The sequence below is a fragment of the Falsibacillus pallidus genome, assembly GCF_050990905.1.
Classification (GTDB): Bacteria; Bacillota; Bacilli; order Bacillales; family DSM-25281; genus Falsibacillus; species Falsibacillus pallidus_A.
Genome location: NZ_CP158866.1, coordinates 693,827 through 720,015, shown reverse-complemented (window position 1 = coordinate 720,015; position 26,189 = coordinate 693,827). Strand labels below are relative to the sequence as shown.

General features: G+C 41.8%; 27 protein-coding genes and 1 other annotated feature. Of the genes, 5 read left to right on the top strand and 22 right to left on the bottom strand.

The genetic code is table 11. The annotated features are described in order from the left end of the window. Nucleotides 1-152 precede the first annotated feature (152 nt). Entirely contained in the window at nt 153-380 is a 228-nt protein-coding gene (locus tag ABTV07_RS03785) for a hypothetical protein (protein WP_433747703.1), read from the bottom strand. A 152-nt stretch (nt 381-532) separates the two neighbouring features. Here ABTV07_RS03785 and ABTV07_RS03780 point away from each other — a divergent pair, with 152 nt between their 5' ends. Together ABTV07_RS03780 and ABTV07_RS03775 are read left to right on the top strand one after the other, a co-directional pair. After that, nucleotides 533-1,273, top strand: a complete 741-nt coding sequence (locus ABTV07_RS03780) for a DUF5694 domain-containing protein (RefSeq protein ID WP_433747697.1) — start codon at nt 533-535, stop codon at nt 1,271-1,273. Between the two features lie 96 nt (nt 1,274-1,369). Next, a complete protein-coding gene (locus ABTV07_RS03775; protein ID WP_433747694.1) occupies nt 1,370-1,768 on the top strand; it encodes a hypothetical protein in 399 nt (132 codons plus the stop codon). Nucleotides 1,769-1,849: 81 nt separating this feature from the next. Here the strand turns inward: ABTV07_RS03775 and ABTV07_RS03770 are convergent, their stop codons facing one another. From ABTV07_RS03770 to ABTV07_RS03760, 3 genes are all read right to left on the bottom strand, one after another. After that, a complete protein-coding gene (locus tag ABTV07_RS03770) occupies nt 1,850-2,401 on the bottom strand; it encodes an AAA family ATPase (RefSeq protein WP_433747692.1) in 552 nt (183 codons plus the stop codon). Between the two features lie 203 nt (nt 2,402-2,604). Then, nucleotides 2,605-3,996 (bottom strand): asparagine--tRNA ligase, encoded by a 1,392-nt coding sequence (gene asnS / locus ABTV07_RS03765; RefSeq protein WP_433747689.1) that lies wholly within the window; start codon nt 3,994-3,996, stop codon nt 2,605-2,607. A gap of 53 nt (nt 3,997-4,049) precedes the next feature. Then, nucleotides 4,050-4,277, bottom strand: a binding site (T-box leader). 143 nt (nt 4,278-4,420) lie between these two features. Further along, on the bottom strand, nt 4,421-4,924 hold the full coding sequence (locus ABTV07_RS03760) for a DinB family protein (protein WP_433747686.1): 504 nt from the start codon (nt 4,922-4,924) through the stop codon (nt 4,421-4,423). Nucleotides 4,925-5,153: 229 nt separating this feature from the next. Between ABTV07_RS03760 and plsY the strand changes: the two genes are divergently transcribed. Further along, nucleotides 5,154-5,735: a glycerol-3-phosphate 1-O-acyltransferase PlsY gene (gene plsY / locus ABTV07_RS03755; protein WP_433747683.1), complete on the top strand. Its 582-nt coding sequence runs from the start codon at nt 5,154-5,156 to the stop codon at nt 5,733-5,735. A gap of 49 nt (nt 5,736-5,784) precedes the next feature. On the opposite strand, the gene ABTV07_RS03750 is transcribed toward plsY, so the two are convergent. Both ABTV07_RS03750 and asnB read right to left on the bottom strand, forming a co-directional pair. After that, nucleotides 5,785-6,210 carry a hypothetical protein gene (locus tag ABTV07_RS03750; protein ID WP_433747680.1) on the bottom strand — a complete coding sequence of 142 codons (426 nt, stop codon included), beginning with the start codon at nt 6,208-6,210 and terminating at the stop codon, nt 5,785-5,787. Nucleotides 6,211-6,375: 165 nt separating this feature from the next. Next, nucleotides 6,376-8,199 carry an asparagine synthase (glutamine-hydrolyzing) gene (gene asnB, locus ABTV07_RS03745; protein WP_433747677.1) on the bottom strand — a complete coding sequence of 608 codons (1,824 nt, stop codon included), beginning with the start codon at nt 8,197-8,199 and terminating at the stop codon, nt 6,376-6,378. A gap of 313 nt (nt 8,200-8,512) precedes the next feature. On the opposite strand from asnB, the gene ABTV07_RS03740 reads away from it, so the two are divergent. Further along, entirely contained in the window at nt 8,513-9,346 is an 834-nt protein-coding gene (locus ABTV07_RS03740; protein WP_433747675.1) for an HAD family hydrolase, read from the top strand. A 91-nt stretch (nt 9,347-9,437) separates the two neighbouring features. Here ABTV07_RS03740 and ABTV07_RS03735 read toward each other — a convergent pair whose 3' ends face one another. The 9 genes from ABTV07_RS03735 to ABTV07_RS03695 all read right to left on the bottom strand — a co-directional run bounded on the left by ABTV07_RS03735 (nt 9,438) and on the right by ABTV07_RS03695 (nt 19,194). Beyond that, entirely contained in the window at nt 9,438-9,866 is a 429-nt protein-coding gene (locus tag ABTV07_RS03735) for a VOC family protein (protein ID WP_433747672.1), read from the bottom strand. Nucleotides 9,867-10,051: 185 nt separating this feature from the next. Further along, on the bottom strand, nt 10,052-10,996 hold the full coding sequence (locus tag ABTV07_RS03730; protein ID WP_433747669.1) for a hypothetical protein: 945 nt from the start codon (nt 10,994-10,996) through the stop codon (nt 10,052-10,054). Next, entirely contained in the window at nt 10,996-11,508 is a 513-nt protein-coding gene (locus tag ABTV07_RS03725) for an RNA polymerase sigma factor (RefSeq protein WP_433747667.1), read from the bottom strand. Before ABTV07_RS03725 ends, ABTV07_RS03730 begins: the two co-directional genes overlap by 1 nt. Nucleotides 11,509-11,662: 154 nt before the next feature. Continuing rightward, on the bottom strand, nt 11,663-13,300 hold the full coding sequence (locus tag ABTV07_RS03720) for a glycoside hydrolase family 13 protein (protein WP_433747664.1): 1,638 nt from the start codon (nt 13,298-13,300) through the stop codon (nt 11,663-11,665). Between the two features lie 107 nt (nt 13,301-13,407). Further along, nucleotides 13,408-14,229 carry a carbohydrate ABC transporter permease gene (locus ABTV07_RS03715; protein ID WP_433747662.1) on the bottom strand — a complete coding sequence of 274 codons (822 nt, stop codon included), beginning with the start codon at nt 14,227-14,229 and terminating at the stop codon, nt 13,408-13,410. Next, nucleotides 14,229-15,092: a carbohydrate ABC transporter permease gene (locus ABTV07_RS03710; protein ID WP_433747659.1), complete on the bottom strand. Its 864-nt coding sequence runs from the start codon at nt 15,090-15,092 to the stop codon at nt 14,229-14,231. The genes ABTV07_RS03715 and ABTV07_RS03710 overlap by 1 nt, the downstream gene beginning before the upstream one ends. Before the next feature lie 81 nt (nt 15,093-15,173). After that, on the bottom strand, nt 15,174-16,415 hold the full coding sequence (locus ABTV07_RS03705; protein WP_433747657.1) for an ABC transporter substrate-binding protein: 1,242 nt from the start codon (nt 16,413-16,415) through the stop codon (nt 15,174-15,176). Between the two features lie 38 nt (nt 16,416-16,453). Beyond that, nucleotides 16,454-18,136: a glycoside hydrolase family 13 protein gene (locus tag ABTV07_RS03700; protein ID WP_433747655.1), complete on the bottom strand. Its 1,683-nt coding sequence runs from the start codon at nt 18,134-18,136 to the stop codon at nt 16,454-16,456. Nucleotides 18,137-18,186: 50 nt separating this feature from the next. Beyond that, nucleotides 18,187-19,194, bottom strand: coding sequence for a LacI family DNA-binding transcriptional regulator (locus ABTV07_RS03695; protein ID WP_433747653.1), 1,008 nt, complete (start codon nt 19,192-19,194; stop codon nt 18,187-18,189). A gap of 304 nt (nt 19,195-19,498) precedes the next feature. Here ABTV07_RS03695 and kduD point away from each other — a divergent pair, with 304 nt between their 5' ends. Further along, nucleotides 19,499-20,260 (top strand): 2-dehydro-3-deoxy-D-gluconate 5-dehydrogenase KduD, encoded by a 762-nt coding sequence (gene kduD, locus ABTV07_RS03690; protein WP_433747651.1) that lies wholly within the window; start codon nt 19,499-19,501, stop codon nt 20,258-20,260. Nucleotides 20,261-20,356: 96 nt separating this feature from the next. Here the strand turns inward: kduD and ABTV07_RS03685 are convergent, their stop codons facing one another. From ABTV07_RS03685 to ABTV07_RS03655, 7 genes are all read right to left on the bottom strand, one after another. Then, on the bottom strand, nt 20,357-21,394 hold the full coding sequence (locus ABTV07_RS03685) for a S66 family peptidase (protein WP_433751075.1): 1,038 nt from the start codon (nt 21,392-21,394) through the stop codon (nt 20,357-20,359). Nucleotides 21,395-21,509: 115 nt separating this feature from the next. Beyond that, the gene (locus ABTV07_RS03680; protein WP_433747649.1) at nt 21,510-22,778 is read right to left on the bottom strand and encodes an FtsW/RodA/SpoVE family cell cycle protein; all 1,269 of its coding nucleotides are present in this window, start codon (nt 22,776-22,778) and stop codon (nt 21,510-21,512) included. Nucleotides 22,779-22,783: 5 nt separating this feature from the next. Then, a complete protein-coding gene (locus ABTV07_RS03675) occupies nt 22,784-23,197 on the bottom strand; it encodes a PadR family transcriptional regulator (RefSeq protein WP_433747646.1) in 414 nt (137 codons plus the stop codon). Between the two features lie 2 nt (nt 23,198-23,199). Continuing rightward, nucleotides 23,200-23,733: a sigma-70 family RNA polymerase sigma factor gene (locus tag ABTV07_RS03670; RefSeq protein WP_433747643.1), complete on the bottom strand. Its 534-nt coding sequence runs from the start codon at nt 23,731-23,733 to the stop codon at nt 23,200-23,202. Between the two features lie 198 nt (nt 23,734-23,931). After that, nucleotides 23,932-24,204 (bottom strand): DUF2277 domain-containing protein, encoded by a 273-nt coding sequence (locus ABTV07_RS03665; protein WP_433747642.1) that lies wholly within the window; start codon nt 24,202-24,204, stop codon nt 23,932-23,934. A gap of 111 nt (nt 24,205-24,315) precedes the next feature. Continuing rightward, complete coding sequence (locus ABTV07_RS03660) at nt 24,316-25,101, bottom strand: SDR family NAD(P)-dependent oxidoreductase (protein ID WP_433747639.1); 786 nt, start codon at nt 25,099-25,101, stop codon at nt 24,316-24,318. A 114-nt stretch (nt 25,102-25,215) separates the two neighbouring features. Next, complete coding sequence (locus tag ABTV07_RS03655; RefSeq protein ID WP_433747636.1) at nt 25,216-26,172, bottom strand: sigma-70 family RNA polymerase sigma factor; 957 nt, start codon at nt 26,170-26,172, stop codon at nt 25,216-25,218. Nucleotides 26,173-26,189 lie beyond the last annotated feature (17 nt).

Sequence of the window (26,189 nt, the reverse complement as noted above, 5' to 3'; positions counted from 1 at the left end):
TAAAACTCCTTTATATAAGCAACTCCCATCGTGGTTTTCAGGAGCCTACTCCACAATATGGATTTCTTAGAAATCTAACTACTTATAATTCTATTTAACTACTCAATTTCTTATTCCCTTCAACCAAACCGGTAACGTTCTGTAGTCTCTTTTCACCTCACAACTGATTTGCTTTCAATCACTTTCTTTACGATTGTAATAAGCAGCAGAACTAATGTTGTACCAAAAAAGACTACTGTACCGAGGAAACTTAACAGTGCTAAAGAAGTGACATTATCCATTTCAGTCGTTTTTTCTGCTAATGAACCCGTTATCTGCCAAGCTATTAAGCTAATGATGAATAATGAGAATGAAACTAGCAAATATCTATATTTTTTCATAAGTATTTCTCCTTCATGTTTATTCCTTCTGTTAATCGCCTGCATACAAATATTAACAGAATTTAACATCCATTTATATATCTAAACCAACAAAACAGGATAATTGTGGAATTATATAGAACTTCTTAGAGAAATGGATTGGAGGAGACTGAATGGGAAAACCGAGTATTTTAGTTCTTGGAACGGCACATTTTAGTAACCCCGATAATGGAGATTTGTTTAAAATAGAGGCTGCTGACATCTTGAGCAAACAAAAGCAATTAGAAATAAAGGGAGTGGTTGATTCCTTAAAGAGGTTCCAGCCAACAAAGGTTGCGTTAGAAATCGCACCTGAGGAAAGTGAATTTATTAACGGAACTTTTAATGACTTCCTGTTAGGGAAATTTGAATTGACTAGAAATGAGTTTCATCAAATTGGATTTCGACTTGCTAAAGAAATGAATCACAAAAAAGTTTTCTGTGTTGATTGGAATAGCTCTGACCCCGACATTCCCGATATTGAAGTATGGACGAAAGAACATAGGTCAGAGAAATACCAAGAAATTATAAAGGGATTTGAACAGACCGCTGCAAAAACGCAGGATTTCTTAAGTAATCATTCCATTAGAGATTTCTTATTGTATCTAAATGATGAGGAGTTCAATAAAGCGAACCAAACATTTTATATGAACCTTGCACTTGTGGGTAATAAAAGCGATCCGGTGGGGGCAATGTGGACAGCTAAGTATTGGTATTATAGAAATTTATTAATCTATAAGAATTTAGTTGAACTCATCGAAACTGGAGAAGAAAGAATTTTTGTCTTATACGGTGCTGGTCATGTTCATTTACTTCATCAATTTTTAAATGAGAGTGGACTTTTTGAGGTTGAGAAAGTTGAGGATTATTTATAATTTCCGGTGCTTCCTTCCTTCTAACTAGCAAAATGCAACTATTCGCAGCCTGCTTCGTCTAACATATAATGAATCATTTTGCTGGGAGGTGATTAAATGAAAAAGTATTTGTTCCTGATTATCAGTCTATTTTTCCTCGCCGCTTGTACAAGCGGAAAAACGCAATCGTTAGAGGAATTTTGGAAGGATGCTGATATAAAGAAGGTTGATAAAATCGTCATTCAGGATGGTAAAACTGGAGGATCCTCAACCATAACCGAGCAAGATCAAATGGATGATTTGCTGTCCAAGATTAAAGATATCGAGTTTACGCCTAAGAAAAATCAAGAGGAAGTTAAGGGATGGAGCTATGCCGTTACCCTATTTGATGGTCAGAAGAGTTTTAAATTCACCGCTGATAAAATCGGTGATACTTACTACGAATCAACTCCTGACATTCTTCCGATATTACAAAACTATTTTGAGAAATATCTGCCAAAGAAGGCCAGCTACTGATTTTTTTAGTTTCAAAAATTGCATAGGAATCACACGCCATGCTTCCTACCGGTGAATCGGGCTGGCCAGAGGGATCCTAAGTTACTGTCCTTTGTATTTATTTCCTTCGATTTGACGGAGAATCTCATCAACGACCTCCACGATCGATGCGGTTGCGTCAATTATTATTCCGTTTTTCGGAATGTCTTCTTTCGTTTGATGCAAACTCACAATGAGTTCCCTTTCCGTTGTCCTGCTCTTTCCACCCCACTCATCTTCTGTCCGCTCGTCAAGACGCTTATTCAATGTGTCAAGGTCCACTTCGAGGACAAACACTTCGTCAAATAGATCGATGAATTTCGAAAAGTTCCTGGAACCACCGCAGAAAAATGTTACCGCATCATCTTGGTTGGCAATCAATACTTTTACCTTATCTATATTCCAAATGTGGTGCTCATGTAAATGCCGAATGTGGTCCGCGTGCGTGGCGCCATCTTTGACGCAATCCGTCCGTGTACCAGTCTCCGGATCGCCTTGATAAGCCAATTCACGGTCACCATGAATGGCATGATAGCCACGCTTTTGCAATTCGCTGCAGACCGAAGTTTTACCGGTGCCGGAAACGCCTTCTATCAGATAATTCCTAATGCCCATTGCTGAAACCTCCGTTTCTAACCTAATTTTGTTCAATAACTACTTCTATGGAATATGGCTGCAATCCTCCTTGGATGGTCACGATGAAGCTTATGGGCAGTTCTTGCCTTTCCTTCAATAAAAGGAAGCACGAGAACCGTCCCCCTGCTTCCAAAGAAAAAAGCCTGGGAATCAATTTTTCCAGGCTTTTCTTGTATCTTCTATTAAAAATCAGCATTACCCGGTGTACGCGGGAATGGGATGACGTCGCGGATGTTCTTCATTCCAGTCAGATACATCACAAGACGCTCGAATCCAATTCCGTAGCCTGAATGCTTTGTACCGCCGTACTTTCTAAGCTCGAGGTACCACCAGTAGTCTTCTTCAGACATTCCAAGTTCTGTGATTCTGCTTGCAAGGACGTCTTCTCTCTCTTCACGCTGGCTTCCGCCAATCAATTCGCCGATGCCAGGAACCAACAGGTCAGTCGCTGCAACTGTTTTACCGTCATCATTGGCTCTCATATAGAACGCTTTGATTTCTTTCGGATAGTCGGTTACGTATACTGGACGCTTGTAGATTTCTTCGCTTAGGTAGCGTTCATGCTCCGTCTGCAAATCTGTTCCCCATTCTACTGGGTAGTCGAATTCCTTGCCGGAGTTCTTCAACAACTCAACTGCTTCTGTATATGTCACTCTTCCGAAATCGGATTTCAAAGCATTCTCGAGTCTTTCAAGAAGGCTCTTATCAATAAAGCTGTTAAAGAACGCCATTTCTTCCGGTGCCTGTTCAAGAACGTAGTCAATGACATACTTGACCATTTCTTCTCCAAGGTCCATGATGTCCGGCAGTTCTGCAAAAGCAACCTCAGGCTCGATCATCCAGAATTCTGCCGCATGGCGCGCCGTGTTTGAATTTTCCGCACGGAACGTCGGACCAAATGTATACACGTTGCGGAATGCAAGGGCATACGCTTCAGCATTCAACTGGCCGCTGACCGTTAAGTTCGTTTCTTTGCCGAAGAAATCAGCACTTTCATCCACTTTTCCATCTTCGCCTTTTGGAAGCTGGTTCAAATCCATGGATGTCAAACGGAACATTTCGCCGGCGCCTTCTGTATCGCTTCCGGTAATAATCGGTGTATGCACGTAGACGAATCCTTTTTCCTGGAAGAATTTATGGATCGCATAAGATGCAAGAGATCTTACTCGGAACACAGCTGAGAACGTGTTGGCTCTCGGACGCAAGTGTGCGATTGTTCTTAAATATTCAAGGGAATGACGCTTTTTTTGCAGTGGATAAGCTGCATCAGACAAGCCTTCCACCGTGATTTTTGTCGCTTTAATCTCAAATGGCTGCTTCATTTCAGGTGTTGGAACGAATTCCCCTTCTACTAAAACAGAAGAGCTGATCGGAAGCTTTGTGATTTCCTTAAAGTTTTCAAGGCTATCCTCAAAAACGACTTGGACACTCTTGAAGAATGAACCGTCATTCAACTCCATGAAGCCAATGGTCTTGGAATCGCGAAGCGTACGGATCCAGCCTGAAATTTGAACCGTTTGGTCTTGGTACTTATCTTGATTTCTAAACAGATCTTTTACTACGGTCTTTAACATGATGTACCTCCTAAATGTTTTTTTACAATAAAAAAAGCCTTCTATCCCACAAAAAAAGGGACGAAAGACTAACCTTCCGCGGTACCACCCAAATTGCCATAACATGACCAACTTTACATACCCCAGTCCGTAACGTGCTGGCAACGTCTAAGCCTACTCGGGACATCCCTTTCGGTTAGAACTCAAAGGTGTTCTTCATTCATGCCTCATCACCAGGCTTCCACCGCCCCCGGCTCGCTATCGAATACAGCAAAAACTACTTTCCTTTTCATCGATTTAAACTATGTAGTTTTAAATTGGATTTTTATTTTAATAATTTATCACAAAATATGATACAGTGTCCAGTTGCCTAGGGATAAATATTGAGGTGCCTGACCCCTGTTGTGGGAAAGCGTTACCACATCAGGGGTCAGGCACCATTAATTTAAAGTGGCGGGTTTTCCACACCTAAGTGAATCCAATCTTCTTTTGGTGGTCCATAGACTCCAAAAGGTTTGATTCCAGCTTGACGCATAAGAATTGTAGCTTGTCCACGATGATGAACAATGTGCTTAATTAGCCCCATAAAAATCTGAGCATTAGTTTCTTCTCTTCCAAATGCGGTTTGCACTTTCTTTAAGGAATCGTCTGTCCATTGTTCTTCAATGACTTTGACTACGGAAGAACTTATATATTTAAATGTTTCGGCTATTACTTTAGCGGAGGCAGGGACATTTTTTGCATTCTCTACTTCGTCTACTTTTAGCCCAAAATGAGCTAAATACTCTTGAATATTTGTTGTAAAATGCCAAACAATTCTTCCTAAAGTACGACCTTCAGGGTAAACTTTTTGATTCAATGAATCATCCGTTAAACCATCCAACACCTTTTGAGTTAACGCTGTTTCCCAATTCCATTCTCTAATAAAGTCGGCAATTGTTACATACATATACAAAACCTCCATAATCATATGTCAACGATCTTCTATTCCTGAAAACTCATTTTAAAACATTTGTTCGTATTATACAAATTTCCTTCTTTTTATTAGAGTACCTGTTCCCTTTTGCTTTAAATCGCTGCAACACTTGGGGCAGGCACACGACAAAACTCTGGCAGGAAAATACGTACAATAAATAGAAATACTTATTTAACAACCTATGTAAGGAGTAATTTTAATATTGAACATTTTAACTCTGATTTTAAGTTATTTAATTGGATCCATCTCATTTGCTTTAATCATCGGGAAGGTGTTTTATAAGAAAGACATTCGGCATTTCGGCAGCGGGAATCTTGGTGCAACGAATACATATAGGGTTTTGGGCATTAAAGCAGGAGTGATTGTTGCGATACTTGATATTTTAAAAGGGACAATTGCTTGCTTCCTCCCCCTTTTGCTTAGTTCTGCCGTGAACCCCATCATATGTGGCTTGTTAGCCATAGTTGGACATATCTTCCCTATCTTTGCTCGTTTTAAAGGTGGAAAGGCTGTTGCGACAGCAGCCGGAGTTTTCTTATTTTTAGCTCCTTGGGGTGTTTTAGTTGGATTTATCGTGTTTGTGCTGACACTTATTTTTACAAAGTATGTATCTCTCAGTTCCATGCTGGCTAGTTTAGCATTATTCTGTTACAGCCTTCTATTTGAAGATAAATTAATCATCGGGATTACTTTTTTAATATGCATCGCCATCATCATTCTGCACCGGCAAAATATTAAGAGGATTTTTAATGGAACAGAGAATCGAATTGTGGAGAGGTATTGATTCCAACACAAAAACCGCCGGCCACCAGCCAGCGATTTTCCTTCTATTATTACTTGATTGTCTCAATCTGATTCATATCCCATTTTTCAAATGGACTGAATGGGAGAGGAGAATTATGAGAAATAAACGTTGCCTTATATTCAGTATGGTTAATCCTTACAAGCACTCTTTTCACAGGATTGGTTTTATCACCATAATCACTGTTAATCACAAGGGTTTTTATAGCTAAAGGGTGTTTGCTATCTACTATTTTTTCTTTTGCTAACTTATCTGAATCAAAATTCAACTGAGTATTTTCTTTTAAATTTTCCAAATCGCTTTTCGCCTGAAATTTGAAGTTAGCTTCCGTATGCCCAATCAAAATCAGTAAAAGAAAAAATAAAATTAATCCTGAGACTACGAATGGGTAATTGGGGATTTTCTTTCTCAAAACGATAATCACTAAGATTAAGAGCAGACAGACTAATAACAACATCCTTCAAACCCTCTCTTTTTTATAATTGATCAACATGAAATGGAAATATTTATATGTATCACTTTACCACAAAGTGTAATTTTACACCATTCATTTTCAAATATAAAAGAAACTGTTCTCTAAACAAAAAACCGCTAACTAATGTCAGCGGTTTTCTTCTATTTATTATATGTGAACTTTAATCCCATACTCCTCAAGCCATCCATTCACTTGGATGAGGTAGTCAAACAGCCCTCTTACACTTGTGTCCGGCATGTCTGATTTCCCCTCAGCGATATACCTGACTACTTCTGCATCAATCAATGATTGGATCGGTGCTTCCGGGTCGTCAAGGATCTTAATCATCCAATCTGTTACACCTTTCAGATAGGCATCGTCCTTCGTGCTCGGATAGGCGCTTTTCCTTCTGTAGAGCACATCCTCAGGCAGATAGTCTGCGAATGCCCGGCGGAGAATTCCCTTCTCGATATCATCGATGTTCTTCATGGATGACGGGATATTCCAAAGGTATTCGACCAAGCGGTAGTCGCAGAATGGAACGCGGACTTCAAAGCCAGTCATCATGCTCGACCGGTCTTTTCGATCCAGCATGAACGGAAGGAAGCGCGTGATGAACATATAGGACATCCTTCTCTGCTTCGCTTCGGTTTCGTCTTCCCCTTCCAATACTGGAAGCTCATCCAATGCCTCTTGGTATTTCATTTTCTGATAGGCAGGGATATCAAGCTTCTCCCTGAGTTCCTTCTTCAAAACCTTCCCGATGCCTCCGATATTGAGCAGCCACGGGAACACATCAGCATCGAGGAATTTCTCCTGATGGAACCATGGATACCCGGAGAATACTTCATCAGCCGACTCACCGGACAAGGCAACCGTCGCGTTTTTCTTCATTTCTTTAAACAATAAGTAGAGAGACGTTTCGATTTCTCCTACTCCTGGCAGATCCCGCGCTTTCATTGGGATAAGGAGGTTTTCCACCAACTTCTCTGCTGGGAAAACGACAGATGTGTGGTCGGTCCCGACATACTCGGATACCTTTTTCACCCAAGGTTCATCGAGGTCCCTGCGGAGGAAATCCTCTTTAAAATCTTCGTCGTTGTTCACGAAGTCGATGGAATACGTAGCAAGGGTCTTTCCGTTCTCCTTGTATTCCTTCCCGGCCATCGCCGTCAATCCGCTGGAATCAAGTCCGCCGGAAAGCATGGAAACAAGTGGCTTGTCCGAAATCAGCTGGCGGCTGACGGTATCTTCCAATAGGGATTGAATCGTCTTGACCGTCGTATCAACATCATCGGTATGCTCCTTGCTCACAAGCTTCCAATATTGTTTCGTTTGCTGGCCTTCTTTTGAAAAAATCATATAGTGGCCGGCACGCACCTCTTCAATATCTTTGAAAATGGCTTTGCCAGGCGTACGCATCGGTCCGAGACCAAACACCTCTGATAATCCTTCTTCATCAAGCTCTGCTTTTACATCAGGATGTGCGAATAGTGCCTTGATTTCAGAGCCGAAAATGATCTGACCCCCGCGTTTGCAATAGAACAATGGCTTAACCCCTAAATGGTCCCGGCCAAGCATTAATCGTTGCTTGTTCTTGTCCCAAATCGCAAATGCGAAGATCCCATTCAGGTGGTCGACACACTGCTCCTGCCATTGTAAATACGCATGAAGAAGAACCTCCGTGTCCGACTCAGTATCAAATTGGTGGCCCAATGAGGCGAGTTCTTCCTTCAACTCGCGGTAGTTATAAATCTCACCGTTATATGTAAGTGCAACATCGTTTGCGGAATCCTTGTAGAGCATTGGCTGCTTTCCGCCATCGGGATCGATGACTATCAGTCGCCGGTGTCCAAGTGCGGCATGTCCGTCCAGCCAAAACCCCTCAGCATCCGGTCCCCTGTGCCTGATGGCATCCGTCATCTGCTTCAGCAATCTGTTTTCCTCAGAAAGATCCTTCTTCCAATCAATCCAACCTGCTATTCCACACATACATTATGCCTTCTTTCCAGAAAAATTCATGAAGGGCGCCCTCCATGTTCACATAGAAAACAATGCATCGTTATGACCACATACTAAACCTTCCCCAAAATGAAGGCAAACAATCCCCTTTGAAAAAAGAGAAAAAATGTCAATGGTCCAAAACATTTTCCATAAAAATCCTATATTTTCGAGTATTTCGACTCACTAAGGAAGCAGGGGGACGGTTCTTGTGCTTCCTTTCAATCTGAGTATTAAAAATCCCCCTGTTTCCCATATTTGATATACTAATATTATCCATAATTTTGAAGGGCGGTATGCTTGAATGTTGAAGGATGTAGAAGTGATTGTTTTTGATCTCGATGGGACGCTGTATGAGGATATACACCATTTTGACTACTATGCGGATCGCCTTGGGGAGAAACTTGACCCTATTAATAGGAAACGTTTCGAAGATGATTATCAAATATTTAAAGAAAATCGGCTGCCGTTGAAAATCGGTACGGTCTATGACGTGAAAAATGATTTGGTTTTAAAGCAAAGAGGCGGCAAGGTGCTGGAGGCTTTCGATTGGTCCGGGGAAAAAGTTTCGGAAGAGAAGATTGCTGAATTGTATCCTGAGGAAATCGTATTTGATTTTGATTCCATGCTTAATGTCGGCGACCTTTGGTGGATCCCCGTCTCGATTGCACGTCACTACGGCTTGTCCAGTGAACTAGCTCATCAGTCATTCCTTCAGACACGGGAATATATGATGACGGATGATTTTCAAATGGAAGAAATCCAGGGGTTCAAAGACGCCCTTCAGTCCCTTAGCCAAAGCAAAAAATTGGTCCTTTTCACAAACTCTCCGCAAAAGGACAGCGAAGTCATCGTCACCAAGCTTGGATTCTTGGACTACTTTGACTACAAAATATTCGAAGGAAGAAAACCGGTGAAAACAGAGGCTGCATTAAGGAAAATCAGCGACCATTATGGGGTGCCTTTCTCTCAAATTCTCTCTGTCGGCGACAATGCCATCAACGAAATCTACCCTGCCCGGAAGTTGGGCTGCCAAACCATTCTCATCGACGGGCATGACTATGGCGATCCTTCCCAGGCAGACTATGTCGTGAAAAATATCAGCGGCGTTGTGGAATTGCTTGAGGGGCTTAGCTGAAGCAAGGTCATTTGCTAGATATCCACGAAAAAGGGCCTGACCCCCGGTAAGATAACACTTTACTGGGGGTCAGGCCCTCATTTTATTCTGCTTATGCTTGATTTTGACCTTCAAACGCATTCATATCCATAAATCCAACTTCCCAAATATGGCCATCTAGATCCTGGAAGCCCCATTGATACATGAAACCGTGATCTGCAGGCTCAGAATATAATTTTCCACCTAAGGATACGGCTTTGTTGACGAGTTCATCAACTTTCTCGCGGCTTTCTGCAGACAGCGCGATAGTTAACTGCGCATATTTTTCAGTATCAACAATTTCTTTTTTCGTAAATGACTTGAAGTATTCTTCCGTTAGCAGCATGGCAAACATATTTTCGCCAATCTCAAGGCATGCCGCTTTTTCTTCGTCTGTAAACTGCATATTGAATCCAAAACCCAGTCCCTTGAAAAACGCCATTGATTCTTTTACATCTTTCACATGCAAATTAACAAAAATGTGCGTAGAAGTCAGTGCCATTTCTTATCACCTCGTAAGATTAAGTATGGTGGAATCCTCTGAAAATCTAATGAAGTTGAGATAATTATACAGCAATATTACGGGGAGGGAATCATAAATAATATTAGTTATAGATATCCATGAAAAATAAGCCTGACCCCAGGCACGGTAAAGCTTTAATGCACCGGGGGTCAGGCCCTCCATTATTATTTCTCCACCATAGAAAGCAGCATCTTCTGCATATCCTCTTTTGAAACGAGATCGCCGATCATGACAATGTAATATCCTTTTTGTCCGTTCGCAGCAGGCACTTTCATCATCATGCGCTGGACATTGGTGTCGCTTGGGTGGTTATGGTTAATGGTGTAGCCGTCGACCGTGTAGGTATCATAGTCTTCGGCATACCAGCCGGCACGGGGCAGGCTGCTCTCAAGGGTGAGCGGCAGCTGTGTAATATAAATGCCAAATTCCCCTTTTTGATATTTGATTTTAACCATAGGATCTTGATCTGGATGGCTGTCCGTTGTTTTTCCTTCTTCGGATACGAGTTGGTAGCCTTCAGGGATGTAGGTTGGTTTTACAACCGGAAAGTCTGCAATCTTTTTGGAATCTTCGAATGAGTATTTGGTCGCAGCATAAACTTTATCTTCCAACAGAATAAGCTTTTCTTGAATTTCATCATATCTTTTTTGTTCATCTGCGGATAATAGCTCAGGTTTCAACCGGATGGAATCGCCATCTTTGACGCTCATTTTCTTCTCCAGCTCGAGCGTTTCATTTTTCAGACTGCTGTATTGTTTAAATTCTTCGGGGGAAAGCGTCTTTTTCGCCATTTGAAAGTGAGCCTCTAATTTTCCCATGTCTTCTTTTGTCGCCTCTGGAACCACTTGCTTTAGCTCCTGTTCCGACCCGAATATTTTGGTGATCAGGGATTCACCGGCATCCACAATATAGGAGCTGCCGAAAGCCCAGGATGATCCGATTATCATGACGGAAGCTGCTGATGCCAATAGAATCTTTTTCGCCAAATTCTTCTGTTTTTTGGGAGGTTCCATTTCCTGCTTTGCTTTATTCACGCCCTGTATGGCTCGTTCATGAAGTTCTTTCGGAATTTCTATTTTTTCAATTTCGCTTTTAATCCGGTTATTCATTAACCTTCGCCCTCCTTGATCTGCGCTCGAAGTTTATGGAGTGATCGATAAAGAATGGATTTCACAGTCCCTAATGGAACCTTCAGAATTTCAGAGATTTCTTGAAAAGTGTACTCGTGATAAAACTTCAAGAGGACTATATTCTTTTCATTTTCCTGCAGCGTCTCTATCAATTCCTTCAGCGATAAGGACAGCGGAATGTCCTCTTCGTCTTGCGGGAGTGATTCTGTGTACTCGCTGTTGAAATAGACGACTTTCTTTTTCTTTCTGACCATATCTGTTGCACAGCTCATCGTAATTTTTATCAACCACGTTTTGAAAAACGCTGGATTTTTTAGAGACTTGATTTTCTTGAAAGATTTATAGGCGGTTTCCTGGACTACATCCAGGGCATCCTCTTGATTTTTCACATAGACATAGGCAACCCTATATATATCAACTTCATATTCTTGAAATAGCTTCAGGAATGCTTTTTCATCCCCATTTTGAGCAGCGGCCACCAACTCAATCATCAACATCACCTACTTTTGCTCTTTTTCATTACACCTATTAGACGGAAAGAAGATTGTTTTGGCTTAAATAAATTTAAGTTTGTTGAAAATGGAACAATAAAAGAGCCAGTCTCCCGGTACAATGAAGCGTTGCTGTACCGGGGGTCAGGCTCTTTTAAGATATTGACTTTATTTTATATATTCTTGCTTCATGCGGTCTTAATTCAATCTCTCCAAGACAAATTGGTGCAGCAGAGTCTGAATAGTTCCCTAAAATAAGTTCGCACTCTTCAATTTGGACCTTTATTACAGAAGGAGTGCTGCTATGATTCAGCAGAATCAGCCATTTTTCATCCTCAGTGCTCCTCGTATATGCATATACATCAGTGCTGTCCACTTCAACTTCTGCATAATCCCCATACACCATGACATCGTGTTTTTTTCGAAGATTTATGAGGTTTTGATAATAATAGAAAACAGAATTTTCGTCCTCCAAGGCATCCTTAACATTGATTTCCTTATAGTTTGGATTCACTTTTATCCACGGGCTTTCGCCTTCTGTAAAACCTGCATGCTTTTCATCATTCCATTGCACAGGCGTACGGGAATTATCTCTGCTTAAAAACTGCAGTTCTTTTAGCACTTCCTCCGGATTTCTTCCCTTGGCAAGTTCTTCTGCATATTTATTTTTCATGGCAATATCATTGTAGTCTTCGATATCATCAAACTTTACACCTGTCATTCCAATTTCCTCGCCCTGAAAAATGTATGGAGTCCCGGGAAGTGTATGGATCATCGTCGCAAGAAGCTTGGCAGACTCGACACGGTATTCTTTGTCATTTCCATACCTTGTGACCTGGCGGGTATGATCATGGTTATTCAAGAATTGAGAGTTCCATCCTCTCCCTTTAAGCCCTTCATACCAGGTGCGCTGAATTTCCTTGTAACGCTTCAGATCCCATGTCGGCATATCATCAGCCACCTGGAAGTGGAATAATGTATGCAGCTCATGACGATCCTCCCCTACATATAGGACACCGTCTTCAGGTGTAACGAACGGGATTTCACCGACAGTCATGACATCATAATGTTGAAGGACCTCTCGATTCATCTCCTGCAAATACTCATGAATGCCTGGATTGTTCCCTAAGTAGGAGATATCATTTGGATTATCCACGGATGGGAAACCGTCTAATTTAGCCAAGAGATTGATCACGTCCATCCTGAATCCATCAATTCCCTTGTCGAGCCAGAAGCGCATGAGAGTATACACTTCTTTTCTCACTTCTTCATTTTCCCAATTCAAATCAGGCTGTTCCACGGCAAAAGAGTGGAAATAGTATTGATCCGTTTCAGGTTCATATTCCCATGTCGAAGGCGAAAAGTAGGAGCGCCAATTGTTCGGGACACCGCCTTGTACAGGGTCCTTCCAAATATACCAATCTCTTTTTGGATTATCTTTACTGGACTTTGATTCAAGGAACCATGGATGCTGGTCGGACGTATGATTCACAACAAGATCCATGATGATTTTCATTCCGCGCTGATGGACTTCATGAATGAGGCGCTCGACTGTTTCCATGTCCCCCGCTTTCCCCATCACTCCATAATAGTCTGAAATGTCGTAGCCATTATCCTTATCCGGAGAAGAATACATCGGGTTCAGCCAAATGACGTCGACGCCCAGTTTATTTATATAATCCAGCTTCTGAATGAGTCCTTCCAGATCACCTATTCCGTCCCCATTGTAGTCAAAAAAGCTGCGCCAATATACTTGATATACTACCGCTTCTTTCCACCACTGTTTTTTCATGAACCTTCCACGCCTTTCTTGATTTATATTGCTCCACTGAGGATCCAGTGCATTTCTTCGAATTTTGAACATTGATAAAAAAGGAAACCTACGAAGGTAGGCTTCCTTTACTTTACAGCTCCCTTTGTTACACCATTGATGATCCATTTCTGTGCAAACAGATACACGATGATCATTGGGGCAAGAGCTAAAATATAGGAGGAGAAAGCTAAATTGTAATCCGTGCTGAATTGTCCTTGGAATACATATTGGACAAGTGGAAGAGTCGCTTGATCCTTATCGCTCAAAATGATCAGCGGAAGCATGAAATCGTTCCAAGCCCATAAGGCAGTCAAGATTGCCACAGTTGCATTGATTGGCGTCAGCAGTGGGAAAATGACCTTCCAGAACGTTTTCCAAGTACCGGCTCCATCCATTGTCGCTGCTTCTTCCAGCTCTTTTGGAATTGATTTGATATAGCCTACATAGACAAAAATATTAAATGATAATCCGTATACCACATATAAGAATATCAATCCAATTTGATTGTCCATTCCCCATGAACTCGTCTGCTTCACGATTGGAAGCATGATAATTGGGAATGGAATGAACATTGCGCTTACAAGATAGTAATATAGAAATTTAAAAAACTTCTTATGCATGTTCCGAGCAATGGCATAGGCCACCATAGAATTGGTTAATAGCGTCAAAACGACTGTGCAAACCGTAATGATGGCACTATTCTTAAATGCTTGAAAGAAATTCGTCATTTCGATCGCTTTTGAAAAGTTTTCCCAATGAATCTCCGTTGGCCAGGAAAGTACGGACTGCGCCATCTGCTGGGGATCCTTTAAAGCAATAGTAATCGTTAAGTAGAGTGGGAACAAAATTAATAAAGAACCCAAGAATATGAGAATTTGTACTGGCCAATTCGTTTTTCTTAAATTCATTACATTTCAACCTCCCGTCTTTGCAAGATTCGGAGTTGAACAAGAGAAACAACTACGATGACAATGAAATAGACAACTGCATTGGCAGATTGGTAGGCGAATTCGCCGCCTTGGAAACCGCCTTTATAGATCAGATAGGAGATTGATTCTGTTGAAGTACCAGGCCCCCCACCGGTCATTGCAACGATTTGATCAAATACCATCAAAAAGTTCTTCAACGCCAGCACCATGTTGATCGTAAAGAATGGAGCAATCAAAGGGAACGTTATACTCCAGAACTCTTTCCACTTGCCTGCACCGTCTATGGAAGATGCTTCGTAAATATCCGTAGAGATGGTTTGAAGTCCTGCAAGGTAAAGGATCGTATTGAAAGCAATTGCCTGCCAGGCGGCTACGATCACAATCCCAATCCAAGCAAGATCAGGGTCTCCAAGAATATTCTTTGACAACGCCTCTAAATGCAGATCTTCCCCTAGTTGAGGGATGATATGGGCGAAAATATAGTTAAAAATAAAACCGACAATTAAAATACTTAAAATATTTGGGAGAAAATAAACTCCGCGGAAAAAATTCCTGCCTTTAATCTTTGAATTCAATCCGATTGCAATCAGTAGACTGAATACGTTGACGATGATGGTGGAAACAATCGCAAATTTAAATGTAAATAGATAAGCATGAATCGCACGGCTATCTTTAAAGACGTTTAAATAGTTCTTTAAACCGACAAAGTCCCAATCTCCGTAGCCATTCCAGTTCGTAAAGCTATAAAAAATCCCCTGCAGAGCTGGATATGTATGAAAGACGAAGAACAGCAGGACTGCCGGCATCGCCATAAAGTAGAACGCGAGCTTTCGCTTGTTCATCATAGTCCCCCCTCACTTCATTAAACTTTCGGGGTCTGGCATTCAGAACGCGCTGAGCCAGACCCCTTTATTTTCAATCAATTATTTACGGTCGATTACTTTATCCCATTCTTTATCCATTGTTTTCAAGAATTTGTCCTTGTCTTTTTTGATAAAGAATTCTTGAAGAATGTTCGCTGCATTCATTCCTGTAGGATAGAAGTGGTCAGGGTAGCTTGTGATTTGGCCGCTTTCAAAGCTTGCTTTATATCCTTCCAGCTTCGGATCGTTTTGATAAACATCTTTAACTGCTGAGAATGCAGATTGTTCATCTGTATATTTTTGAGCCTGCTCTTTATCCAATAAGAAGCTGATGAATTTCTTTGCTTCTTTTTCATGCTTTGTATCTTTTGTAAGGCCAAAAAGGACATCAATTCCTGAAACCAAATTATTTTTGCTCGGATCATTAGTTGCAGGGAATGGGAATACACCCACTTTGACGTCAGGATTTGCTTTCAGAAGTTCTGGGATTGCCCAGTTTCCTTGAAGGTAGAATACCCCTTTGCCATTTGCAAATGCCGTATTTCCGTCGCCGTATGCAACACCAACATTGTCTTTATGTCCGTACTTGCTAAGCGTCAATAATTTATCTGCCACTTCATCATAGCTTTCTTGGAAGCTTGTTTTTCCTGCCGTTTTGTCTTCAGCAAATTGATCAGGTGAAATCGAAGAAGCAACTGAATTCAAGGCAACCATTCCAGTCCAGGCATCCTTCAATGTGAAGTAGATTGGAATTTCCCCTGCTTCTTTTGCTTTATCAAGGTCTGCAACAAATTCGTCCCATGTTTTAGGAGTTTCTTTTATTCCTAAAGCAGCTAATTTTTCTTTATTGTAGATAACACCGTTTCCGTTTGTTGCATACGGAATTCCAAATACCGCATCATGGTTTTTGTAATCTTTTTTAACCATATCAATATAAGTAGGCTGGATATTTTCGACTGCGTCAGCTCCTGAAAGATCTTGAAGCACGCCGGAATTGGCTAGATCGGTAAATGTTGTGTCATCACCCATCGCCACAATATCAGGCATATCATTTTTCGTTAAACGTGTTTTAATGACCGTCCCCGCATCTGGAGGTGAAGATAAATCCACAGCAATTTTCGGGTTTTTCTTTTCAAATTCTTTAATGATTTCTTTATATGTTGATGCATTTTCAACCTTGCTGGAAAAGAACTCAATATGTGTCTTTCCATCATCTTTTCCGCCTGAACATCCAGCAAATAGTGATGCACTAAGTGATAAGGCAACCGCACCAGCAGTAAGAATTTTCCAATTTCTTTTCATTTCTTCCCCAACTTTCTTTTTATTTGTTTTTACAGCATTTAATTTAACTTATAAACTCTTGCCTCAAAAGGCTTCATCTCGATAGAATCAATGGAATCTTCTTCATCAATCGGGTAGTTGCTGATAAGCACTTCGGAAGAGTTATATTCAATGCCGCTCGGCAAAGTAAATAATGGTGAATCGCTAGTAAAATTACAGATGATCAGCAGCGATTCTTCGCCCAAAGTCCGGGTATACGCGTAAATCTGTTCATCTTCTTCAAACAATAGATCATAGTTTCCATATACGATCGTTTTGTTTTCTTTTCGAAGTTTGATCAGCTTTTGATAGTAGTAGAAGATCGACTCCTGATCCTCGAGTGCATTCTCTACATTGATTTCTTTATAATTCGGATTCACTTCAATCCATGGTGCCCCGCTTGTAAAGCCGCCGTGTTCTTCCGCATTCCATTGCATAGGGGTTCGGGCATTATCCCTGCCTCTTGCATAGATGGAGGTCATCATTTCCTCTTCACTCATACGATTCTCAGATGTTAGTTCTTTGAATGCATTCAACGTTTCAATATCACGATATTGATCAATGGATTCAAAGCGGACATTGGTCATCCCGATTTCTTCGCCCTGGTAAATATATGGAGTCCCCTGCATCATATGAAGGCAGGTTGCAAGCATTTTGGCACTCTCTACACGATATTCCTTGTCATTGCCAAACCTTGAAACTACCCTAGGCTGATCGTGGTTGTTCCAATAAAGACTGTTCCATCCATCCTCTTCAAGCCCTTTTTGCCAACGGGTCATGACCTTTTTTAAATCAGTAAGCTTCCAAGACAGGTTGCTCCACTTTCCTTCAGGCCCGTCCCCGAGTCCCATGTGTTCAAATTGAAACACCATATGTAATTCATTTCGGTCGGCCCCTGTATATAGCTTGGCTTCCTCAGGGGTCACACCAGGTGCTTCGCCAACAGTAATCGTGTCATATTTCGAAAGCACTTCTTTATTCATTTCCTGCAGAAATTCGTGGATGCGCGGGCCATTCATGAAATATGGGCTGCCATCCCCGTATTTTTTTCCATCACTAACTTTCCCATCAGGATAGCTTGTATCCTTCGATATGAAGTTGATGACGTCCATGCGGAATCCATCGATTCCTTTCTCAAGCCACCAATTCATCATTTCATAAACTTCTTTGCGAAGGCGTGGATTCTCCCAATTCAGGTCCGGCTGTTTCTTGCTGAATAAATGCAGGTAATATTCATCGGTCCCTTCATCATATTCCCATACAGAACCCTTGAAGGCTGCCTCCCAATTGGTCGGTTCTTTGCCGTCTTTTCCAGGCTTCCAAATATACCAGTCACGCTTTTCGTTATCCTTCGATGACTTTGATTCAATGAACCACTGGTGCTCATCAGAAGAATGATTCACTACTAGGTCCATCATGAGTTTAATGCCGCGTTGATGAGCAGCATCAAGCATTTCATCAAAATCCTCCATTGTACCGAAGTCATCCATAATTTTTTGGTAATCGCTGATATCATAGCCGTTATCATCGTTCGGCGATTGAAATACAGGAGAGAGCCAAATCACATCAATTCCAAGTTTCTTTAAATAATCCATTCTTGATGTAATTCCTTTTATATCCCCAATCCCGTCACCATTGCTATCCATGAAGCTCCTTGGGTAAATTTGATAAACAACACTTTCTTTCCACCATGATTGATTCATGCTGCACCTCCATTACTACGTAAACGTTTACATCACTTGCTAAAAAAAAATTAAAGCAGGCTTTTCACCGTTTCTCTTTCCATGATTTTATGGTTCATAATCCTGCTTTCAGTTACCGCTGCTGTACTTTTCATATCGAACAGCATCGTGGCTGCCATCAATCCCATTTCATACAGCGGCTGGGCTACCGTCGTCAAAGAAGGGATCATCATTTCTGCTAGTTTGGTATCATCATAGCCCATAACTGAAAGGTCATCAGGCACTCGAATCCCGTGTCGAATAGCATGTGACATCGCACCAACCGCTAGCTCATCACTGCTTGCAAAAACACCAGTAATATCCATACCTCTTTCCATGATATCCTTCATTGCCTGAACTCCGTCTTTATGTCCAAATCCATCACAATGAATAACCATGTCGTTGGAAGGCTCAATTCCATTGGCCCTTAATGCGGCCATGTATCCTTCAATCCGGGGCACCCCTGCAATGGGATCTGTAGAGTTACCGGCAATCATTGCAATCTTTCTGTGACCCTTATTGATTAGATAATTTACGGCACTGAAAGATGCATGGCGATCATCCACCTTGACATATGGAATAGGGTATTCAAAGGAGATGGAAGATACAAGGACCTTTGGAATTTTCATTTCTGACAGCGCCTTATAATATTCCTCTTTGATGTATTCACTGACAATAATAATTCCGTCCACTCTTTTTTCAGAAAGAACCTGCAAGTACTTCAATGTTCTCTCCCCATCTTCAGCAGTGTTGCAGACAATCACACTTGATCCCATATCATTTGCATACTCTTCAATGCCGCTCAGAACTTCTGACGCAAACATATTAGAAACCGCAGGGAAAAGCACACCTATAGTTTGAGTATCTTTGTTGATTAGCCCTCTCGCTAGTGCATTCGGCTGGTAGCCAAGGGCTTGGATTGCATCTAAAACCTTTTGTTCCGTTTCCGGCGAAAATCCAGGCTTCTTATTTATTATTCTTGAAACTGTAGCAATGGAAACATTTGCATGCTTCGCTACATCTTTAATTGTTGCACTCATACCGTTTAATTCCACCTTTTACGTAAACGTTTACTTAATGTTTACGCTTTCATTTTACATAAGGGAATATAGTAAAGTCAACAATAATCTAGAAACAGCTTTTTATCACTCTATAATTCCAACTATATTATCTTATTTTTATTAGTAAACGTTTACTTAAAATATGAAATCAATCCTCTGTTATCCCCCATTCTGAGTAATTACGCGCAACTCATTTAACTTATTTTCAAGGAATTTTAAGAGAAGAGTAGAATACAAAAATAATATTAGGAAGAAATAATATTAAATAAACGAGGTGAATTTAATGGACTTTCAATCTATGTTTTCTTTAAAAGGAAAGACCGCCCTTGTCACAGGTGCTGCCTCAGGAATTGGGCAAGCGATTGCGGTAGGGCTTGCGGGTGCCGGGGCAGATGTTGTGATAGTGGGGAATAAAAAAAGTCTGGAAGAAACGCACTCCTTGATTGAGAAATCTGGGCAAAAAGCTTTCCCTTATAAAATCGATTTGAATGATAGTGGAAAAATCAAATCAGGGATCGAAGAGATTTTGTCTAACCATCAGATTGATATTTTAGTAAATAACGCCGGTATTGTACGGAGTGATGATGCGGTTGACTTAAGCATGGCAGCTTGGCAAGAGTCGATCAACGTGAATTTGAATGCGGTATTCCAGGTAACACAACTCGTTGCGAAACCGATGCTCGAGCGAAAGTCTGGAAAAATCATTTCAACCGCCTCCCTCTTATCGTTCCAAGGCGGAATGTACGTAACGGCCTATGCCGCAAGCAAACATGCGGTAACAGGAATGACGAAATCGCTGTCAAACGAGTGGGCAAAACACAATGTCCAAGTGAATTGTATCGCACCGGGCTATATTGAAACGAATATGACCCAGTCAATTCGGGATAATGAAAAGCGGGAAAGAGAAATATTTGAACGGATTCCAGCTGGCCGATGGGGCAAGCCGGAGGACATGGCCGGTGCAGCCATCTTCTTGGCATCGAGTGCGTCTGATTATGTTTCGGGGCATACTCTCGTCGTCGATGGAGGATGGCTGGGGCGGTAAAACGATTGTGACTTTTTCAGATTGATAGATATCCATAAAAAAAATGGCCTGCCCTCTGGTATTTTGCACCGCGGGGCTGGCCAATTTAATCTCGGTCTATTTAACGCCGCTTTCAAGAATAGAGAATTCGCCATTCTTGCAGTCTATTTCTGCAAGTGCCCCATAAGGCAGGATAAATTTAGGCTCGGTGTGGCCAAAGTTCAAATTATAAAGAATCGGCAGATCTTCTAATTCATATTCTTTCATGACCTGTAGGATTTCCTGTTTGTATTCCTCAAAGTACTTCTCATCTTTTGGCTTGCCAAAAATGATTCCCTTTGTTTTTTGGAGGATTCCTTGAGCCGCATAGTTTCTCAGCCAATAGCGGATTAAATTGGGAGCAGGATGATCTTCCGATGTCTCAAAGAAAAGGATGCTATTTTCCCAATAATCCTTTTCAGGCCATAGTTCAGTTCCTTTGAGAAATTCCAGTACTTCGATGCAGCCTCCAATCAAGCGTCCTTGCGTGGTAGACGATCCTTGAAGTACTTCATATCCATTGTTCGGATTCATCGTACGGCGTTGATTCTTGTTCTCTTCTATCCATTCTAAACGTTCACTCGTCCATTCTTTCGCCGGTTGAATCTTGCCAATCCTTTCATTCGAAAAGAGAATTCGGTTCACCATTTCAATGGTATAAGGATGCATTTCCACATTTTCCGCAAAATCAGTTAAGATAGCAGGCCCATAAAAGGAGGATATCCCCGCTTTATGACAAAATAAATGAGCAACCGTCACATCTGAAAATCCCATAAAAATTTTCGGATTTTCCCGGATCACATCAAAATCAATATAAGGAAGCAGTCGGATACTGTCATCTCCCCCTATATTGGCAAAAATCCCTTTTATCGTTTTATCCCTAAACGCTGTCATCAAATCTTCCGCCCGGGCTTTAGGATTGTTATACGTATATTCTCCGCCTTTTAAACTATTTGGCATCGGGACAACCGTTAGACCAAAGACTTCTTCCAACCTCGAGACACCTTGCTTATACCTCCATAGAAGCCCGGGATCTCCTGCTCCGCCCCACGAAGGACTTACCGTCGCAACCCGATCGCCCGGCTGTAATTTTTCTGGCTTCAATAATCTATCCATTGCCACTTCAATCATTCCAATCATTGAAACTCTATATTCCACTTAGAAGAACATAGGACTTAAACTACACTTCTACATCGTCATCCCTATTCCCTGCTGGTTCTCCCCATTCTTGCTACGATGGCTCAGTGATCAAATTCTTCCTGCGGTAGACGCTCAACACAATCCCAATCAAAAGGGAATTCAAGACCGTCGCAGTCACACCATAGCTGATAAATGGCAGTGAAATCGAGACGAGGGGCAGGAATCCAAAAATCATTCCCACATTATAGATCATTTGGATGGAAAGCAGTGCACAAACGCCGATGATGAGCTGCTTTCCAAAGATGTCTTTAACTTTCCCAGAAACCATGATCAACCGGATCACGAGCATTGTCAGCTGTACGATAAGGGCACCGGCTAAAATCCAGCCAAAGAAATAGGTGATATTCGCAAAGGCAAAGTCCGTCCACATATTGACCATAAACTTAGGTGTCTCCTCATTTCCAAACCAGCCTCCGCTGTGAAGCAAGTCCTTCAAAGCGACATATTGATACCCTTCACTATCGGCATACTTTTCGGGATTAAGATATACCAGCAATCTATTTCTTTGCTCTTCCTTCATTGTGGTGAAAAATAGGATGACATAGGTCAACACGACACCTGCAGCGATACCAATTGTGGTATAGATCGTCTTTTTCCGAATGGAGCTTGTCACAAACAAGGTCAAGACAAGTACCGAATAAATAAACACATCCGCAATACTTGGAATCTTCATAAATAGAAGTACCGAAACGAAGTAAACGGCAAATCCAAGCAGCAGGTTAGGCTTTTCCTTTGAGAAGAAGTAGGCCCAAAACACGAGGAACAAAGGGAAAGTAGCTTCTCCTGCAATGGTGAAACTTGCGAAATGCAAGTACCCTTGTCCATTTACCACGACATTCGGGAAAAATGAAAGAGCAATCAATAAGACTAATGCAACAATAAGAAACAGCCAGCTCCAATTCTTGATTCTCCGATAGTCAATCAGCATGATACCAATTGTAGTGATGATCCCTAATACAATTGAACAAGACTGTTTAAGCATGAAGTTTTCAGCATAATTCTCTTGGATATTTACCAGCGGAAGCAGACTCATTGTGATGACGATAAGGAAAAGGCCGAAGAGCTTCCAATCGAACAGCGGACGGTATAATTTGTTGAAGCGCGTTCCAAGCTCAGAAGGGCTGCCCATCTTTTGCACGGCACTTTTTTCTGCTTCGCTCTGGTCAGTTCCCTTTGACAACAGTTCCTGCTCCGATTGCTTCAAATGATAATTCAGTTCCTTATACACCACTTGTTTTGCTTCTTTTGACTTGATGAATTGCATGACTTCAGCCAGGAATTTTTCTTTCAACTGACTCACCTATATCACCTCTCTACCATTTCCTTTAAAATACGTGCCCTGCCTTCGCTTTTCTTTTCTAACGCCTTCAGGACTTTCATCCCCTTGTGGTTCAGCTGATAATATTTTATGTCAGGCTCTTCCCAGGTTGTGTTCAGGTAATTTTTCTGTTCGAATTGGTGAAGGGACATATACAGGAATCCCTCATTTTCTTCAAAATTACCTATGCCTCTTGCCCGGATCAACCTGCTTAATTCGAATCCTGTCCGCTTTTGTACCAGCAGTTGAAAAATCGATAAGCGTATTTCTTCTTCTGACGCTTCCGGCTTCTGCATCCTGATTTGATTCCTGATTTTTTTCTTATGTTCTTCCGTGAAAGTCAGATCGTCGTAAACGGTTCGCTGCATCGCTTTTTTTAATTTCCTTAAACGTTCTTCCATCCTTATCCCTCCAAGCATTCTTTCAATAATTCTTTCGCTCTTTTCAGCCTGGTTTTTATCGTATTTTGATTCACACCTGTTACGTGCGAAATCTCTTTTATCGTCAGTTCCTCAAAATAATATAAATAAATGACTTCCCTATATGTATCCGGCAGCTGCAGCACCGCATTTACTAATTGTTCGTCCTCAAAACTCTGCACGATTTGGTCTTCGATATCCTTTTCGCCGCTAGATGACTGTTTCGCCTGTTCTTCTGAAACGACAATATTTTTATGGTGCCAGCTCCTTAAATAGTCCTTGCAGTGATTGATGGCAATCCGCCATAGCCACGATTTCAGCGAAGACTTCTGTTGATACTGATCCATCCTTTGATAGCATTTCACAAAAATCTCCTGCGTGAGATCCTCAGCAATCTCCCTGCTCCCTACATACGAATACGCAAGCTGCAGCAGCGACTGTCCATAGGCATCCATCAACTGATCGAGCAGCTTTTCTTTATCTTGTATCATCCATTCTTCTATAACACTCTCTTCCACCGGCATCTGCTCCCTTCCATACATTAGACGAGTCCCAAGTGGAGATGGTTTTTATTAATAGGCAAAAAAATAGAACCTCCAATTTTATGGAAGTTCTGCCCTGGTTTTCTTTTTATCTAAAGATCAAAGAGCAACAAAGCAAAAAGGTGTTGCTCTTGATATTCTCTACATTGAATAACTCAGCATCCTCGCTGCTCGCTAACTTGTACCAAACCTTTTAGCTGATCTGGCACGAGCACGTTCAGCTACGACTTCACGATTGCGAGGTTCTGCACTGGTTTCCATAGCATCAAATAAATTCTTAGTAATCTTTGCTACTTCATTGACTGCGTGATTAAACGCATCCTCATTCGCCTTAGAGGGTTTGTTATAGCCAGTTATCTTTCTGACATACTGAATAGCTGCTGCGTGAATCTCTTCATCGGTAGCTGGTGGGTCGAAATTAAATAATGTTCTAATGTTTCGGCACATAATTTCTCCTTTTGGTTACTTATTCTAAATCCCATTCCATAAGGGATCGATACAATCCTTTATTAGAAAGCAATATCCTCATGAATTCGTACTAGCAGTACACCTTTTCTTTCAGTCTACAATTTCTCCACAGGTCACATTTGCTACGGCGCCTGTAATTGCGCTGGCATGATCGGAAGCCATAAGGACAGCTGCATTCGCTACTTCTGCAAGTCTTGGCAACCGTTTTAGCATAGTTTTTTCAGCAATGCCGGCCTCGAACTCATCTCGTGTTATACCAGCATTGTCTGCATGTCGATTAAACACCTCATCAACACCCGGGGCGTCAGGAGAGCCAGCTGAACGTAAACAGACGACACGGATGCCCAGCGGTCCAACCTCAATCGCCAATTGACGGCAAAGGCCCTCGATCGCTGCGCCTGCAACTCCGAAACCGCCTACATCTCGGTAGGGTTTACGGGCAGCTTGAGCGGTAAGCGCAAGTATAACTCCTGCCTTTTGCTTAGCCATGTGTCGTGCTGCTGCAGTCGTGGTGATAAAATGTGATTGCATGGCCGTGATGATCGGACTCACAAATTGTTCCTGTTCCATTTCTACGAGTGAAGCCCCCTGTGTTTCGCCAAGTCCAATGAGGTTAAATGAGACATCTACACTCCCGAATCTGTTTACCACTTGAGAGAGGTGATTTTCTACCGCCTCCTCGTCCAGTGCATTAACTTGAGCGGTCTCAACTTCTCCCCCATGGTCAGTAATCTCCTTAGCTACTATATTAAGTCTATTAATATTCCGACCCACAAGGAATACCTTCGCCCCTTCTTGAGAAAAAGCGCGGGCAACAGCACCTCCAATTGCGCCTCCTGCCCCATATATCACGGCGTTTTTGTTCCTAAGCAGCATTTTTGACTCCTCCTTTTTATTCGACTCTTCTATAAATGCTTACACTAAGATAGACGAATGGCCGACTGGAAAATCATCGGTCCATTAGATGTATTTTTAATTGATCTACTATAATCAAATAGTTAAATCAAGCTTAGTTGGCAGCCCTAGTCGGGAGTATAATGCGGGTTGTATAAATGTATGTACATGGATTATCCGATTGTCACGAATCTCGGGCACATGGATACCCCACGGTACTAGTTGTTCATCCGACTGGTCTTTGGCATATTGAGCAAGGGCAACTGTACCATTGACTCTGGTTGGCAGCAAGCGTGAGCCTGTACAGTGAGACCGAGTAATTTCATAAAACGCGGCAAGATTCGCTCGACCACTGACCCACATAACAAATGGCGGCATTGATAAGCTGCCGTCCTCTTGAAAAAGTTCTAAAAGCGCATCAATATCGTAGCGTTCAAAAGCATCGACATACCGGTCAATCAATTCCTGATTCACTTCTGCATCAACATCATTCAGTGCTTCCGATTTCAAGTTAGCACGACTGAGTGTTTGTCTTGCTCGCTGCAGCGCGCTATTGACTGCGGTCATTGACGTACCTAATGCGCTCGCGGTTTGACTAGCCGGCCAACGGTACACATCCTGCAAAATTAGTACTGCACGCTGGCGTGGCGGCAGTGTTTGGAGAGCAGCTATAAATGCCAGACGAATGGTATCTTTCCGAATTGTCACATCAGCTGGATCGATGGCGTTGTCGGGTATAGGCCAGACCCAATCTGCCAGGGGCAATGTTTCCGTGGGCACTCGTACTGCCGCCGGATCGGTTAGGTCTATTGGTATTACCCGGCGCTTCGATCTTCTTATCTTATCCAAACATACGTTGGTAGCGATTCGATAAATCCAGGTCCTGGGGGAAGATTCATTGCGAAAACTGTCCCAATTCTTCCAAGCTCGAAGCATTGTATCTTGCACAGCATCTTCGGCGTCAAATACACACCCCAACATTCTGTAGCAGTAGGCTGTTAGCTCAGGTTGTAATTCTTCAACCCATGCCATTTCAGGTGGCTTTGTGCTCATTTCATTTCACCAAACCT

Coding starts and splice junctions, on each gene's coding strand:
- ABTV07_RS03730 (WP_433747669.1), bottom strand. CDS start 10,996: ATGAATAACCGGATTAAAAGCGAAATTGAAAAAATAGAAATTCCGAAA.
- ABTV07_RS03700 (WP_433747655.1), bottom strand. CDS start 18,136: ATGAATCAATCATGGTGGAAAGAAAGTGTTGTTTATCAAATTTACCCA.
- ABTV07_RS03655 (WP_433747636.1), bottom strand. CDS start 26,172: ATGAGCACAAAGCCACCTGAAATGGCATGGGTTGAAGAATTACAACCT.
- ABTV07_RS03780 (WP_433747697.1), top strand. CDS start 533: ATGGGAAAACCGAGTATTTTAGTTCTTGGAACGGCACATTTTAGTAAC.
- ABTV07_RS03665 (WP_433747642.1), bottom strand. CDS start 24,204: ATGTGCCGAAACATTAGAACATTATTTAATTTCGACCCACCAGCTACC.
- ABTV07_RS03740 (WP_433747675.1), top strand. CDS start 8,513: ATGTTGAAGGATGTAGAAGTGATTGTTTTTGATCTCGATGGGACGCTG.
- ABTV07_RS03785 (WP_433747703.1), bottom strand. CDS start 380: ATGAAAAAATATAGATATTTGCTAGTTTCATTCTCATTATTCATCATT.
- ABTV07_RS03710 (WP_433747659.1), bottom strand. CDS start 15,092: ATGAACAAGCGAAAGCTCGCGTTCTACTTTATGGCGATGCCGGCAGTC.
- asnB (WP_433747677.1), bottom strand. CDS start 8,199: ATGTGTGGAATAGCAGGTTGGATTGATTGGAAGAAGGATCTTTCTGAG.
- ABTV07_RS03770 (WP_433747692.1), bottom strand. CDS start 2,401: ATGGGCATTAGGAATTATCTGATAGAAGGCGTTTCCGGCACCGGTAAA.
- ABTV07_RS03685 (WP_433751075.1), bottom strand. CDS start 21,394: ATGGATAGATTATTGAAGCCAGAAAAATTACAGCCGGGCGATCGGGTT.
- ABTV07_RS03660 (WP_433747639.1), bottom strand. CDS start 25,101: ATGCTGCTTAGGAACAAAAACGCCGTGATATATGGGGCAGGAGGCGCA.
- ABTV07_RS03725 (WP_433747667.1), bottom strand. CDS start 11,508: ATGATTGAGTTGGTGGCCGCTGCTCAAAATGGGGATGAAAAAGCATTC.
- ABTV07_RS03750 (WP_433747680.1), bottom strand. CDS start 6,210: ATGTTGTTATTAGTCTGTCTGCTCTTAATCTTAGTGATTATCGTTTTG.
- ABTV07_RS03715 (WP_433747662.1), bottom strand. CDS start 14,229: ATGAATTTAAGAAAAACGAATTGGCCAGTACAAATTCTCATATTCTTG.
- asnS (WP_433747689.1), bottom strand. CDS start 3,996: ATGTTAAAGACCGTAGTAAAAGATCTGTTTAGAAATCAAGATAAGTAC.
- ABTV07_RS03705 (WP_433747657.1), bottom strand. CDS start 16,415: ATGAAAAGAAATTGGAAAATTCTTACTGCTGGTGCGGTTGCCTTATCA.
- ABTV07_RS03675 (WP_433747646.1), bottom strand. CDS start 23,197: ATGGAAGAACGTTTAAGGAAATTAAAAAAAGCGATGCAGCGAACCGTT.
- ABTV07_RS03775 (WP_433747694.1), top strand. CDS start 1,370: ATGAAAAAGTATTTGTTCCTGATTATCAGTCTATTTTTCCTCGCCGCT.
- ABTV07_RS03695 (WP_433747653.1), bottom strand. CDS start 19,194: ATGAGTGCAACAATTAAAGATGTAGCGAAGCATGCAAATGTTTCCATT.
- ABTV07_RS03735 (WP_433747672.1), bottom strand. CDS start 9,866: ATGGCACTGACTTCTACGCACATTTTTGTTAATTTGCATGTGAAAGAT.
- ABTV07_RS03720 (WP_433747664.1), bottom strand. CDS start 13,300: ATGAAAAAACAGTGGTGGAAAGAAGCGGTAGTATATCAAGTATATTGG.
- kduD (WP_433747651.1), top strand. CDS start 19,499: ATGGACTTTCAATCTATGTTTTCTTTAAAAGGAAAGACCGCCCTTGTC.
- ABTV07_RS03760 (WP_433747686.1), bottom strand. CDS start 4,924: ATGTATGTAACAATTGCCGACTTTATTAGAGAATGGAATTGGGAAACA.